This window comes from Bacillota bacterium (assembly GCA_023511835.1).
Taxonomy (GTDB): domain Bacteria; phylum Bacillota; class Sulfobacillia; order JAIMAT01; family JAIMAT01; genus JAIMAT01.
In genome coordinates this window covers 1-13827 of sequence record JAIMAT010000014.1, presented here as the reverse complement: position 1 = coordinate 13827, position 13827 = coordinate 1, and the positions used below count along the sequence as shown (strand labels likewise).

General features: G+C 73.1%; 13 protein-coding genes. 10 read left to right on the top strand and 3 right to left on the bottom strand.

Annotation, left to right across the window (positions count from 1 at the left end):
- Positions 1-38: 38 nt before the first annotated feature.
- From K6U79_04145 to K6U79_04135, 3 genes are all read right to left on the bottom strand, one after another.
- Positions 39-1967 carry a ferrous iron transporter B gene (locus K6U79_04145; GenBank protein MCL6521549.1) on the bottom strand — a complete coding sequence of 643 codons (1929 nt, stop codon included), beginning with the start codon at positions 1965-1967 and terminating at the stop codon, positions 39-41.
- Positions 1964-2242: a ferrous iron transport protein A gene (locus tag K6U79_04140; GenBank protein MCL6521548.1), complete on the bottom strand. Its 279-nt coding sequence runs from the start codon at positions 2240-2242 to the stop codon at positions 1964-1966. Before K6U79_04140 ends, K6U79_04145 begins: the two co-directional genes overlap by 4 nt.
- 311 nt (positions 2243-2553) lie before the next feature.
- Entirely contained in the window at positions 2554-2985 is a 432-nt protein-coding gene (locus K6U79_04135) for a hypothetical protein (protein ID MCL6521547.1), read from the bottom strand.
- Positions 2986-3434: 449 nt separating this feature from the next.
- On the opposite strand from K6U79_04135, the gene K6U79_04130 reads away from it, so the two are divergent.
- The 10 genes from K6U79_04130 to K6U79_04085 form a co-directional block, all read left to right on the top strand.
- Complete coding sequence (locus K6U79_04130; protein ID MCL6521546.1) at positions 3435-4832, top strand: hydrogenase small subunit; 1398 nt, start codon at positions 3435-3437, stop codon at positions 4830-4832.
- A gap of 6 nt (positions 4833-4838) precedes the next feature.
- The gene (locus tag K6U79_04125) at positions 4839-6530 is read left to right on the top strand and encodes a nickel-dependent hydrogenase large subunit (protein MCL6521545.1); all 1692 of its coding nucleotides are present in this window, start codon (positions 4839-4841) and stop codon (positions 6528-6530) included.
- A gap of 98 nt (positions 6531-6628) precedes the next feature.
- Positions 6629-7345: a Ni/Fe-hydrogenase, b-type cytochrome subunit gene (gene cybH / locus K6U79_04120; protein ID MCL6521544.1), complete on the top strand. Its 717-nt coding sequence runs from the start codon at positions 6629-6631 to the stop codon at positions 7343-7345.
- A 6-nt stretch (positions 7346-7351) separates the two neighbouring features.
- A complete protein-coding gene (locus K6U79_04115) occupies positions 7352-7924 on the top strand; it encodes a hydrogenase maturation protease (protein ID MCL6521543.1) in 573 nt (190 codons plus the stop codon).
- The gene (locus tag K6U79_04110) at positions 7921-8754 is read left to right on the top strand and encodes a hypothetical protein (protein MCL6521542.1); all 834 of its coding nucleotides are present in this window, start codon (positions 7921-7923) and stop codon (positions 8752-8754) included. The genes K6U79_04115 and K6U79_04110 overlap by 4 nt, the downstream gene beginning before the upstream one ends.
- A 32-nt stretch (positions 8755-8786) precedes the next feature.
- Complete coding sequence (locus K6U79_04105) at positions 8787-9134, top strand: hydrogenase maturation nickel metallochaperone HypA (GenBank protein MCL6521541.1); 348 nt, start codon at positions 8787-8789, stop codon at positions 9132-9134.
- A 348-nt stretch (positions 9135-9482) separates the two neighbouring features.
- On the top strand, positions 9483-12194 hold the full coding sequence (gene hypF, locus K6U79_04100; GenBank protein ID MCL6521540.1) for a carbamoyltransferase HypF: 2712 nt from the start codon (positions 9483-9485) through the stop codon (positions 12192-12194).
- Positions 12172-12411, top strand: a complete 240-nt coding sequence (locus K6U79_04095; GenBank protein MCL6521539.1) for a HypC/HybG/HupF family hydrogenase formation chaperone — start codon at positions 12172-12174, stop codon at positions 12409-12411. The genes hypF and K6U79_04095 overlap by 23 nt, the downstream gene beginning before the upstream one ends.
- A complete protein-coding gene (gene hypD, locus K6U79_04090; protein ID MCL6521538.1) occupies positions 12383-13603 on the top strand; it encodes a hydrogenase formation protein HypD in 1221 nt (406 codons plus the stop codon). Before K6U79_04095 ends, hypD begins: the two co-directional genes overlap by 29 nt.
- Before the next feature lie 3 nt (positions 13604-13606).
- Positions 13607-13827: hydrogenase expression/formation protein HypE (locus tag K6U79_04085; protein MCL6521537.1), on the top strand; the 221-nt coding region annotated here is incomplete at its 3' end.

Sequence of the window (13827 nt, the reverse complement as noted above, 5' to 3'; positions counted from 1 at the left end):
CGCCACCTCGCCCAGCGTCAGCGGAGCGCGCCGGCCGCTCACGGCGCCCACCCCGCCAGCGCGCCCAGCGCCTCCACCAGCCAGCCCGCCAGGCCGGCCACCGCCAGCGAGAGGAGGACCGAGAGGGCCGCCCAGCGCCGGCTGCCCGACTCCTGGCGGAGCGCCACCACGGTGGCCAGGCAGGGCGTGTAGAGCATGTAGATGACGAGAAAGGCGAAGCCGGCCAGCGGGCGGACCGAGGCGGCCAGCGCCGCCGCGGGGCCGCCGGCCGCGGCGCTTCCGTAGAGGACGGCCAGCGTGCCCAGCGTCGTCTCCTTGGCCACGAAGCCGGCCGCCAGCGCCAGCACCAGCCGCCCGTCCAGGTGCCAGGGCGCGCCCAGCAGACCCAGCGCGCCCGCCAGCCGGGCGGCGTAGCTCTGCTCCGGAGGCGCGCCCGCCGGCAGTGCGCCCAGCGCCCAGAGCGCCAGCGTCGCCCAGAGCATGAAGCCCCAGATGCGGCGGACGAAGAGGCCGACGTGGTGGAGCGCCGGCAGCACGGCGTTCCGCCAGGTGGGCAGGTGGTAGGGAGGAAGCTCCATCACCAGCGGGGCTTCCTCGCGCGGGAGGAGGGTGCGGCGGAGGAGCAGGCTGACGCCCGCCACCACCCCGAGGCTGATGAGCATCAACCCGGCAAAGGCCAGGGCGCCGCGCGCGCCCGGGAAGAGGGCGGCCGTCAGGAGCAGCAGGACGCCGATGCGGGCGTTGCAGGGCAGGAAGGGGATGACCAGCTGGTGCGCGATCCGCTCGCGCGGGTTCTCCAGGACGCGCGTGGCGCCGATGGCCGGCACGTTGCAGCCGTAGGCCGTGGCCAGCGCGAAGAAGCCCTTGCCGTGGAGGCCCACCGCCTCCATCAGCCGGTCGACCAGCACCGCGGCGCGCGCCATGTAGCCCGAGTCCTGCAGCGCTTCCTGCATCACGTAGAAGAGCGTCAGGTAGGGGACGAAGGCGAGCACCGCGCCCGCCCCGCCCAGGAGCCCGTCGCGCACCAGGCCGCCCAGCCAGACGGGCGCGCCGGCCGCCTCGAGCCGCGCCGCCAGCGCCCCGCCCAGGCCGTCCAGCAGGCGGCCCACGGCCTCGGAGAGCGGCGCCGAGGCGACGAAGGCGACGGCGAAGACCGCGCCCAGCACGGCCGCCAGGATCAGGTAGCCAGCGAGCGGGTGGAGCGCCCAGCGGTCGAGGCGCTCCGCCGTCGTCCGCCGCCGCCCGCCCTCGCGCACGGCCTCCCGCACCAGCTCCTGCACGCGCAGAAAGCGCTCCTCCGCGCGCCGGAAGGCTTCCTCCTCGCCCGCCGGCGGCGCGGGCCTCGCGCGGCGCGGGCGCGGCTCGCGCGCGGAGGCGGCGGCCACCTCCACCAGGCGCCGCACGCCCTCGCCCCGCCGCGCCACCAGCGGCACCACCGGCAGGCCGAGCTCCTCCTCCAGGCGCGCCGCGTCGACGGCCTTCCCCTCCGCCGCCGCCACGTCCAGCATGTTGAGCGCCACGACGACGGCGGGCGCCACCTCCGCCACCTCGAGGACGAGCGCCAGGCTCCGCTCCAGCCGCGAGGCGTCGGCCACCACCAGCACCAGCGCCTCGTCCGCCTCCTCCAGGAGCGCCCGGCGGGCGACCCGCTCCTCCTCGGAGAGGGCGTCCAGGCTGTAGACGCCGGGGAGGTCGACCACCTCCACCTCGCCCGTCGCGAGCCCCTCGCCCGCACGGAGCCGCCCCGCCGCCCGCTCCACGGTGCTGCCGGGCCAGTTGGCCACCTCGCGCCGGCCGCCCGTGAGCAGGTTGAAGAGCGTCGTCTTGCCGGCGTTGGGTGGGCCGGCCAGGAGCCAGCGGCGCCGCGCGCCCGCCTCCGCCCGGACGGTGCCCCCCGCGGCGACGGCGGAGGCGGCGGCCGCGGAGGCGCCAGCCGTCGCCCCGGCCGGCGGCAGATGGCAGCTCATGCCGCCCCGCCCTCTCCGCGCGGCTCCACGAGGATCGCCGCGGCGTCGCGCCGGCGGAGTGCGAGGCGCGTCCCGCCCACCTCCACCATGAGCGGGCCACCCGCCGGCATGGCGCCCAGCCGGCGGAGGCGGCTCCCGGGCAGGAGGCCCAGCGCCGCCAGGCGGCGGCGGAAGGGCGCCGGACCTCCCAGGGCGGCAATGCGCCCCTCCTCCCCGTCGCCCAGCGCCGCCAGCGAGGGAAGCCCCCTGCCTTCCGCCCGCAGCCCACCGTCCATGGCGCCGCCTCCCGCGCTTCCCCGGGGCGGCGGCGTCTGGGCGCTGCCGGCCCCGTGAGAACGATTCGCATTACCGATACCTAGACGATAAGGATTCTCAAAGCGGACGTCCATCGCCCGGACGGGTGATCTTCGGAGGTCCATAGCGGCCTTCTTCGGGCTCCCGAACCCGAAGCCGGCGGGCGCAGCGCCGCGGCGGGGACGGGCGGGGAATCTGGACGGCTCTCTGCGGGCTCGTGGACGTGACGTCCAGGGCGGGGCCGGCGTCGCGCCCTCCGTCGGGGGAGGGCGGCCCGTCGGCGGTGGGCGGGTCAGGCGGCGGCGTCACCGGCCCGCGCCGCCAGGCGGGCCAGCCACTCGCCGTCGGAGAGGACGTCGGCGACGACGTCCGGCACGTGGACCGGCAGCACCGGCTCCGCGGCGCCGGCCACGAAGTCGAAGAGGGCCCGGGCCTCGTCGGCCTCGAGCACAAAGGCGTCGGACCAGACGGCCTGCTCGGGCTGCTCCAGCATGTGCCGGCCGTGGGCGGCGGGGCGCGCCCAGAGGAGCGCGCCCAGGAAGTACCGCTCGATGCCCCGTCCCGGCTCCCGCAGGCAGGCCAGGGCGTAGTGGAGGTGGAGGCGGCGCCCCTCCAGCGCCAGGAGGCGCGACCGGTCGGCGACGATGCGGATGCTCAGCTCCAGCGGGTGCTCCTGGGAGGAGCCCGGCTCCGGCCCCTCGGCGGCCGGCGTCGGGGTTTCCATGGCAGGATCATCCTTCCTTCTCGCCCGGGCGGGCGATTGGTGGCACCGTTCGCGGGGACGGCTGCGCGATGGGAGCGAAGCGGCGGTGGGGGCGCCCTCCCCCGCTGGATTACATTACGAGTTATGGATCGATTTTCCTCCCGCGGGGCCTCCTTCGCTTGCATGTTTTCGTAGTCCGCCGAAGTGATCGCGAGTACCCGATCGGGTAATCGTCCGATGTGGCCTACTGCCTCTATGGTGCAAGGAGTAAGTGGCGACCCGGCGTCAACCGGGCACGTGTGGGTCGCGCGCCGGAGAGGGGGGAACACCCCGGGGGTCCATTGGGGACGGGAGGCCTTGGCATCCCGCAGGAGGCTCGCTCTAGTTGGACGAGAACATTCAACCGTTCAGCACTTCCCTGGATCGTCCGGGCGTTGTACCGCCGTGGGTACGCCCAGAGATGCAAGGTGATGGCAGTGCACTCCTCTCCTTCATCTGTCCGTCGATCTCCTCTCTGGGCGTGGACGGTGCAGCCGGGGCGGAAGGGACAGGAGGAGGCAACAGGGGTGAGGACCGATATCAGGCTCGACGACCTCCCGGTGGTCCAGGAACGGCCGCTGGAAGGCGAGCCCGCTGCCGGCGATCCGGCACGCTTGGAGGAGATCGCCGAACAGGTCGACCGGCGCCTCGATCTCCTCGAGCAGGTCGAACCGCAGCCTGGGCGCGGATCCATCTTGGACCGTCTCTTCTCCACCGGGCTGACCCGGCGCGACTTCATACGCTGGAGCTCCATGATGACGGCGACGCTCATGCTGCCGCCCATCTTCGAGCCGCGGGTGGCCAGGGCGGCTACGCTGAGCACACGCCTTCCGGTAGTCTGGATCAACTTGGCCGACTGTGACGGGAACACCGAGTCTCTCCTCCGCACCGGCGACCCCGACTTCGCCACCCTCATCCTGGACACCATCTCCCTCGACTACAACGAGACGGTGATGGCGGCGGCGGGCACCGCTGCCGAGGCGCGCCTGGAGGAGATCCTGAAGAAGGAGCGCGGCAACTACGTCGCCATGTTCGAGGGCGCTCTGCCCACCGGGCTGAACGGCGCCTTCCTGACGCTGGGTTCCCGGGGTGAGACGGGGCTTTCGCTGGCACGCCGCGTCGCCTCCGGAGCCAAAGCCGTTCTGGCGGTCGGCAGCTGCGCGACGTTCGGGGGCATCCCCGCCGCCGGGCCCAACCCCACCGGGGCCAAAGGCGTCGGTGAGGCGCTGGGCATCCCGGTGATCAACATCTCCGGCTGCCCGGCCAACGCCACCAACATCGTGGGCACCGTCCTGGACGTGGTCATGTTCGGGCGGATGCCGGCGCTGGACCGTTACGGCCGCCCGGTCTGGGCGTACGGTCGACGCATCCACGACAACTGCGAACGCCGCGGGCACTTCGACGCGGGCGAGTACGTGCTCCAGTGGGGCGACGCCGGCGCCGAGCAGGGCTGGTGCCTGTTCAAGATGGGCTGCAAGGGCCCGTACACCTTCAACAACTGCTCCCTGATCCGCTGGAACGAGGGAACTTCCTGGCCGATCCGCGCCGGGCACGGCTGCATCGGCTGCAGCGAGCCCGCCTTCTGGGATTCCATGAGCCCCTTCGAGCAGCCGCTGGGCGAGAAGGTGTACGGCTCGGCGGCGGGCATCGGCATCGACGCCAAGGCCAACACGGTTGGCGAGTGGGCACTGGGGATCGCCGGTGCCGGCATCGCGGCACATGCCGTCGCCACGTCGCTCCGCAACCGGCTCTCTCCGGAGTGGACCCGCGCCGGAGCCGGCCCGGACGGCGAGCCCAAGGCGCCGACGCAGTCGAAGGAAGGGGAGTGATCGGGCGTGCCAGCCCTCAAGCGAGTCACCATCGATCCCGTCACGCGCATCGAGGGCCATCTCCGCATCGAGGTGGACCTGGACGAGAGCAACACCGTGCGCGACGCGTACAGCGCGGCCACGCTCTTCCGCGGCATCGAGCTGATCCTGAGGGGCCGCGACCCTCGCGACGCGGGTCTCTTCGCCCAGCGGATCTGCGGCGTCTGTACCTATGTCCACCTGGAGCGGGCCACCCAGGCCGTGGAGGCCGCGCTGGGCGTGCAGGTACCCCCCAACGCCCGCTTGGTCCGCAACCTGATGAATGGCGCCCAATTCATTCAGGACCATGTGATCCACTTCTACCAGCTGCACGGCATGGACTGGTTCGACCCCGTGGCGGCGCTCAAGGCGGATCCCGCCAAGACAGCGGCCGAGGCTTTCAAATACACCGACCAGCCCTACAACGCCAGCCAAGCTACGTACGCCGCCGTCCAAGCCCGGGTCAAGCAGCTGGTGGAATCGGGCCAGCTCGGGCCCTTCGCCAACGGCTTCTGGGGCCATCCCGCTTACAAGCTGACGCCCGAGCAGAACCTGATCCTGCTCTCCCACTACCTGGACGCGCTCCAGGTGCAGCGGCCGCTGGCCAAGGCCATGGTGGTCTTCGGGGGCAAGAACCCGCACCCGCAGACGGTGGTGGTGGGCGGGGTCACCTCCATCATGGACATGGAAGACCCGTCTCGCGTGGGCGAGTTTCTCTACCAGGTGAAGAGCGCTCTGCCCTTCGTTTTCAACGCCTACCTGGCCGACATGCGCATGCTGGCACAGGCTTACAAGGACGAGGCGGCGGCCGGGGTCGGCAACGGCGTGCCCAACTTCCTCGACTACGGCGGCTTCCCCCTGGACGACCAGCCGTGGCCGAAGGGCAAGGAGTTCTTCGTCAAGGGCGTCATCCTGGACCGCGATCTGAGCCAGGTCTATCCCGTGGACGAGAGGCGGATCACCGAGGACGTCACGCGCTCCTGGTACGAGGGGCCGGAGAAGGGCGTACCGCCTTTCGACGAGGAAACCCTCCCCCACTACACGGGTCTCGAGTCCGACGGCTCGCTCCAGCGGAGCGGGAAGTACAGCTGGATCAAGGCGCCGAGGTACGATGGCAAACCCATGGAGACCGGCCCGCTGGCCCGCCTGCTGATCGCTTCGGCCGCCGGCGCGCAACCCTTCCTGGGCCTTAAGCAGCAGTTCGAGCGCGAGGTGGGCTGGCAGCCTTCTTACTGGTTTTCGACTCTGGGCCGGACGGCTGCCCGCATGCTGGAAACCGTGGCTCTCGCCGAGGCGGTGCCGGGATGGGTGGATGAACTGGTCACCAACATCAGCAAGGGTCAAACGGAGAGCTTCACCGCCTACCAGATGAAGGACGGTCGGGGCTTCGCCCTGGGGGCCGCGCCGCGCGGCGCGCTGGGCCACTGGGTGGAGATCAAGGACGGCAAGATCGCCAATTACCAGGTGGTCGTGCCGACCACCTGGAACGCCAGCCCGCGCGACGCCCAGGGTCAGGTCGGCCCGTACGAGGCATCGCTGATGAACACCAAGCTGGCCAAACCCGATCAGCCGCTGGAGGTTCTGCGCACCATCCACTCCTTCGACCCCTGCCTCTCCTGCGCCGTCCACGTGATCGACGCCCGGGGCCAGGAGCTGGCCCAGTTTGAGGTACGGGGGTGAGGGGCGTGCAGTCCCAAGCGGCGAAACGGGCGCCGGCGAACACCTCGGCCTCCGCGCAGGAGCAGCCCTGGGAGGAGTTCTCCCCGACCACGCGCTGGATGCACTGGCTGCGGGTGCTGTTCATCACCTACCTGCTGCTGACCGGGTTCGAGATCGCCAACCCGTTTCTGCAGACCAACCTGGGGATCCCCACGCGGGACAACTTCCTGGTGGGGCTGGTACGCGGGACGCACGAGATGGTGGGCTTCGCCCTCATCGCGGTGACGCTGGTCCGCATCTACACCGCCATCCTGGCGCGGGAGTGGCGTGACGGGCGGGTCTGCCTCTCGGGGCGCCACTGGGCCTCCCAGGTGAAGTACTACCTGCTTCTACAGGGGAAGGAGCGGAACGTGGCGGGGCGATACGGGCCCCTCCAGTTCGTCACCTACGCCATCTTTTACGTGCTCCTGGTGCTGATCGCGCTGACCGGCTGGCTGCTCTATGGCGCCAACTACCATGCGGGCCTGGGCGGCTTCGCCTACTACACGCTGGGCTTCCTCTACCCGGTCTTCGGCGGCCTGGCGGGACTCCGCTCCTGGCACCACTGGCTGGCGCTGGCCATCCTCCTCTTCGTGGTCGTCCACGTCTACATGGCCGTCTGGAATGCCGTCCAGAACCGCGACGGAACCATCGAGAACATGATCGTCGGATTCCGCAGGGCACCGGCCCCGGTCTCCGGGGTGGCAGCCGCCCCCAGGCCGTCCGAGCGGCGCGCGCCTCCCGCTCCGCCCGTGACGCCGCCGGCCGGTGGCCAGCCGGTCCATCCGGCGCGGTGAGGGATGATGGGGACGGAGGCTCCGGGGGAGGTCCTGGTGCTCGGCCTCGGCAACGTGCTCCTGGGCGACGAGGGGTTGGGCGTCTATCTCGCGGACCACATGCGCCGGGCCTACGACTTCCCTGAAGGCCTCCGACTGGTCGACGGGGGAACGCTGGGCTGGGACCTGCTCGACCTGGTGGCGCGCCACCGGGCCGTGGTCATCGCCGACGCGATCGAGGCCGACGCCCAGCCTGGCACCCTCTACCGCTTCGCGCCCCAGGATCTCCACCAGGTGGCCCGCCGGGCCGTCAGTTCGGCCCACGACGTGGAGATCCTCGAGGTGCTGGCAGGGCTGGTGCTGCTGGGCGAACTCCCGGAGACCGTGGTGGTCGCCATGCAGCCGGGCGAGATCCGCGAGATGAAGTTGGGGCTCTCCCCCGCCGTGGAGTCGCGCCTGCCGGCCATGGAGCAGGCTGTGCTGGATGAGCTGGAGAAGCTCGGCATCCGGCCGCTGGCCCGGCGGGAGGCGCCCTTCCGGATCGACCCCGTCCGGCTCCTGGGGGGCGGCGCAGCTGGCCAGGGGGGTGACGGCCGGTGAGGGCGGAGGTCTTGCGCGAGCAGGTGGAGGGCTGGCTGCCGGAGGCGCGCGCCCGGGTTCGAGCGCGATTCCAGTGGAGCGAGCCCGACTTCGACTGGACGAGCCGGAGCCTGGAGGCGCTCTGGCGGCGTCGCCAGGAGTTCGAGCCGGAGGTGGCAGAGGCGCTCGATTTCCTCTACCGCTACGAGTTGCCCTTCCGGCGGAAGGAAGAGGAGCTGGTGGCGGCAGGCATCGACCCGCTCCGGGATTATGCGCGCTTCCGTGAGGAGCTGGACCGTTTCGAGGCCGCCTTCTGGCAGAGCCAGGCGGCTGAAGCCGAAGAGGCGGCGGAACCCCGGGTGGCCGGGGCGGCGCAGGAGACGGCCGAGGCGGCCGAACGCCTCCTCTCGAGCTGGTGGCGACAGAGGCGGGGCGAACCTCCGCGGCCGCGCCACCGGCGCTTCCTGAGCGAGGCGAGCGACGAGCAGGTGGCCTTTCAGCTCTCGCGGCTGGCGCTGGAGAACGGCTGCCGCCTCCGCAACCGGCGTCGCGGGCGCCTGCCCTGGCGGGTGGAGGGCGCCGACCCCGAACTCGAACTGGAGCTCTTCGACGTGGAGGCGCGGCGCGACCTGAGTGCCCTGGCGAAGCTGGATCCTGGCTTCGACCCCACGCGGGCGCTCCAGGTGGCCTGGCACCGGCCATCAGCGGCAGAGGTGGAACTCTTCGTCACCGATCCTACCTCCCAGGGTACCTGGCCGGACGAGCTCGACCCCGCTATATTGAGGCAGCTGTCCTGGCTGGATGTGGTCAGCGAGATCCTGGCGGACGGCCTCCGCTGGATCGAGCGCTAGGGACGCCGGTTCGCTCGGCGGGAGGGCCCGGGATGCACGAGTTCGGCATCATGGAATCCGTCGTGGAGGTGGTCCGCCAGGAGGCGGCCAAGGCCGGCCTCCGCCGCGTGGAGCGGGTGGAGATGGTGGTGGGCGAGCGGACCGCCGTCCTGCCCGACGCGCTGGAGTTCGCCTGGGAGGCGCTGCGCGTGGGCGAGCCCTTCGCGCCCGGCGCGCGGCTGGAGGTGGAGTGGCGCGAGGCGCGGGCGCGCTGCCCGGCCTGCGGGCGCGAGTACCACCCGGAGGAGGGCTTCCTCCTGGTCTGCCCCGCGTGCGGCGCGCTGGGCGGCGAGCTCCTCGCGGGCGAAGAGCTCCTGGTGGCCTCGATCGAGGGTGAATGAGGGTGAGCCGATGAAGGTGGAGATCGGCGTCAAGGCGCTGGGCGCCAACGAACGCCAGGCCGATCTGAACCGCCGGCGCCTCCTGGAGGCAGGCTGGGTGGCGGTCAACCTGCTCAGCTCCCCGGGTTCGGGCAAGACCAGCCTGATCGAGGCGGTCCTGCCCCGTCTCCGCGCGCGCTGCGACGTGGCCGTGGTGGAGGGCGACGTGGAGACGGCGCGGGATGCCGACCGCGTGGCCGGCGCCGGCGGTCGCGCGGTCCAGATCGAGACGCGCGGCGCCTGCCACCTGGATGCGCGCATGGTCTCGCGCGCGCTGGACGAGCTCGATCTGGGGCGCCCCCAGCGGGGATGGGGACTGCTCCTGATCGAGAACGTGGGCAACCTGGTCTGCCCCGCCGAGTACCTGCTGGGCGAGGAGCTGCGGGTGGTCCTCCTCAGCACGCCCGAGGGCGACGACAAGGTGGCCAAGTACCCCGAGGTCTTCCGCACCGCCGACGTGGTGGTGCTCAACAAGATGGACCTGGCTCCCCACCTGGACTTCCGCCTCGAACGCGTCCGAGAAGACCTGCAGGCCGTCCACCCCGGGGTACCCGTCTTTCCCCTCTCGGCGCGCTCCGGGGAGGGGGTGGACCCGTGGCTGGACTGGCTCGTGCGGAACGCGCGGGAGCGGCTGGAGCTCAGCAAGAGCGCTGGCGCCTGACCGTCGCCGGGACCGTCCAAGGCGTGGGCTTCCGGCCCTTCGTCTACCGGCTGGCCACGCGGCTGGGTCTGGGCGGGCGGGTCTGGAACGCCGACGCCGGCGTGATCATCGAGGTGCAGGGCGGCGTCGAGGCGCTGGCCGCCTTCGAGGCAAACCTGCAGAAGGAAGCACCCCCGCTGGCGCGGATCCGCTCGCTCCGGCGGGAGCGGGTCGCGACGGTGGAGGGCGAGGCCGGCTTCCGCATCGTCGAGTCGCAGAGAGGGGCCGGCCGGCAGGTGATCGTGCCACCCGACCTGGCCACCTGCGGCGACTGCCGCCGGGAGATCTTCGACCCCGGCGACCGCCACTACCGCTACCCGTTCACCAACTGCACCAACTGCGGGCCGCGCTACACCATCGTCCGCGACCTCCCCTACGACCGGCCGCTGACGGCCATGGCGGAGTTCGCCATGTGCGAGGCGTGCGCCCGCGAGTACCACGACCCGGCCGACCGGCGCTTCGACGCCCAGCCGGTCGCCTGCCCGGCCTGCGGGCCGGAGGTCTGGCTGGCCACGCCGGCGGGCGAGCGGCTGGAGGAGGACTGGCTGGAGGGCTTCCGCCGGGCCATCGCCCGCGGCGAGATCGTGGCGCTGAAGGGGCTGGGCGGCTTCCACCTGGCCTGCGACGCGCGGAACGAGGAGGCGGTGGCGCGCCTCCGCCTGAGGAAGCGCCGGCCGGCCAAGCCCTTCGCGGTGATGGTGCGCGACCTGGAGACGGCCCGCCGCTACGTGGAGCTGGACGCCGAGGAGGAGGCGCTTCTCGCGAGCCCCGAGGCGCCCATCGTGCTGGCGCGGAAGACGCCCGCCGCCCGGCGGGAGCTGGCGCCCTCGCTGGCGCCGGGGCTGGAGACGCTGGGCGTCATGCTCCCCTACACGCCGCTCCACCTGCTCCTCCTGGCCGGGGGGCCGGACGCGCTGGTGATGACCAGCGGCAACGTCTCCGGCCTGCCGCTGGAGTTCGAGAACGAGGGGGCGCTGGAGCGGCTCGGGCGGATCGCGGACCGCTTCCTGCTCCACAACCGCGCCATCGTCAACCGGGCCGACGACTCGGTGGTCCGCCGGGTCGCCGGCCGGACGCAGCTCCAGCGGCGCTCGCGGGGCTACGTGCCCCGTCCCGTCCCGCTCCGCGGGCGCCTCGCCGACGGGCCGGCCGCGCTGGGCGCCGGCGGGGAGATGAAGAACGCCTTCTGCCTGCTGCGCGGCGCCGAGGCCTACCCGGGTCCGCACGTCGGCGAGATGGAGAGCCTGGAGGCGGAGGAAGCCTGGCGGCTCGCCCTCGACCGCTTCGAGCGCCTCCTCGCCGTGCGCCCCGAGGTGATCGGTGTCGACGCCCATCCCGGCTACCGGGTCTCCCGCCTGGCGCGGGAGTTCGCCCGCGAGCGGGGCGTCGCCGTCGTCCCGGTCCAGCACCACCACGCCCACTTCGCCGCCGCGCTGGCCGAGGCGGGCCTGGAGGGGCCGGCGCTGGGCGCGGTGCTGGACGGCACCGGCTACGGCGCGGACGGCCGCGTCTGGGGCTGGGAGGTGCTGTGGGGCGACGCCTCGGGCTTCGTGCGGCTCGGGCACCTGCGCTACGTGCCCATGCCCGGCGGCGAGGCGGCCGTCCGCGAGCCCTGGCGGATGGCGGTCAGCCACCTCTGGGACGCCTTCGGCGCCTCGCGAGGAAGCGAGCTCGCCCGCCTCCTCCTCGCTCTCCCGGAGGCGGAGCTGGCGGCGCTCCGGGCGCTGGTGCGGAGCGGGCTGAACGCCCCCCTCACCTCCAGCGCCGGCCGCCTCTTCGACGCCGTCTCGGCGCTCCTCGGCGTCGCGCGGGCCAACACCTACGAGGGCCAGGCCGCCATCGAGCTGGGCGAGAGGGCCTGGCGGGCGGTGCGCGAGGGCTACCAGCCCCGCCCCCTCCCCTTCCGCCTCGCGCCCGCCGCCCCGGGCGCGGAGGGCTCGGCGGAGGCCTCCGCCCGGGATGCCCCGCACGGCCCGCTCGAGTTCGACCTGCGGCCCGCGCTCCTCGAGCTGGCCGAGCGGCGCCTGGCGGGCGAGGCGGCGGAGCGGCTGGCCGCCGACTTCCACGAGACCGTGGCGGCGGCGCTGGCCGAGGCGCTCGGGCGGCTGGCGGAGGAGCGCGGCGTCGACCGCGTGATCCTCACCGGCGGCACGATGCAGAACCCGCTCCTGCTGGAGCGGGCGGAGCGGAGGCTCCGCGAGCGGGGGATCGGGGTGGTGACGCCGGTCCTGCTTCCTCCCAACGACGGGGGGCTGGCGCTGGGCCAGGCGGTGATCGCGCGCAGGAGGTGGGTCGAGGATGTGCCTGGCGGCACCCGGTAGGGTGGTCGCCGTCGACCGCGAGCGGCAGATGGCGACCGTCGAGTACTTCGGCAACGAGCGCGAGGTGGGCGTGGCGCTGGTGCCCGAGGTGCAGGTGGGCGACTTCGTCATGGTCCACGCCGGCGAGGCCATCGAGATCGTCGACGCCGACGAGGCGGAGGCGAGCCTGGCGCTCTGGACGGAGCTCTATGGACTGGACGACGCTGAAGGGCTTTAGGGATCCGGAGCGCGCCCGCGCCGTGGTGCGCGGCGTCCGCCAGGAGCTGGAGCGCGTCGACCGGCGCCTCGGGAGGAAGCTCCGGCTGATGGAGGTCTGCGGCACGCACACCGTCTCCTTCTCGCGCAGCGGCGTGCGCAGCCTGCTCGGCGACCTGGTGGAGCTGGTCTCGGGGCCGGGCTGCCCGGTCTGCGTCACCGACCAGGCGGACATCGACGCCATGATCGAGACGGCGCGGCTGCCGGGCGTCATCGTCACCACCTTCGGCGACATGATGCGCGTGCCCGGCAGCCGGACGACGCTCCAGCAGGAGCGGACGCGCGGCGCCGACGTGCGCGTGGTCTACTCGCCGCTGGACGCGCTGAAGGTGGCCGAGGAGCGGCCCGAGGCGACGGTGGTCTTCCTGGGGGTGGGCTTCGAGACGACGGCGCCGGCCGTCGCCCACGCCCTCCTGGAGGCCGAGGCGCGGCGGCTGCGCAACTTCGCCGTCCTCTCGGCGCACAAGTACACGCCGCCGGCGGTCCGGGCGCTCCTGGCCGCGGGCGGGGCGCAGCTGGACGGCTTCGTCCTGCCCGGCCACGTCAGCGTGGTGACGGGGACCGACGGCTGGCGCTTCCTCGCCCGCGAGTTCGGGCTGCCCGGCGTCGTCACCGGCTTCGAGCCGCTGGACCTGCTCGCCGGCGTGGGCGAGCTGGCCTCGCTGGTGGCCGAGGGGCGCGCCGAGGTGCGGAACGCCTACCCGCGCACGGTGCAGGAGCACGGAAACCCGCACGCGCAGGAGCTGATCCGGCGCGTCTTCCGCCCGGCGGAGGCGGTCTGGCGGGGGCTCGGCCCCATCCCGGAGAGCGGCATGGCCATCGCCGGGGCGTTCGCCGCCTACGACGCGCGGAAGCGGCTGGAGCTGGAGCTGCCGCCGTCGCGGGTGCCGCCCGGCTGCCGCTGCGGCGACGTGCTGCAGGGGAAGATCCTGCCCACCGGCTGCCGGCTCTTCGCCGTCGCCTGCCGGCCGGAGCGGCCCATCGGCCCCTGCATGGTCTCCAGCGAGGGCGCCTGCGCGGCCTACTACCAGTACGAGCCCGAGGCCGTGGAGGCGGCGCTGGCCGCCGTCCGGAGGGGGCCCGGCGGTGCGGGGACGCGGCCGACCGGCGCCCGTGCCGCCGCCCCGGTGGGCGGCTCCGGGGAGGGGGCGTGAGCGATGCCCAGGGAGAAGGAGCGGATCCTCCTCCAGCACGGGGACGGCGGGCAGCTGACGCACCGCCTCATCCGGGAGCTCTTCCTGAAGGCCTTCCCCGATCCGGGGCTGGCCGAGCTGACCGACGCCGCGGTCCTCCCCGCGCCCCGCGGGCGGCTGGCCGTCACCACCGACTCCTTCACCGTCCAGCCGGCCTTCTTCCCCGGCGGCGACCTGGGCGAGCT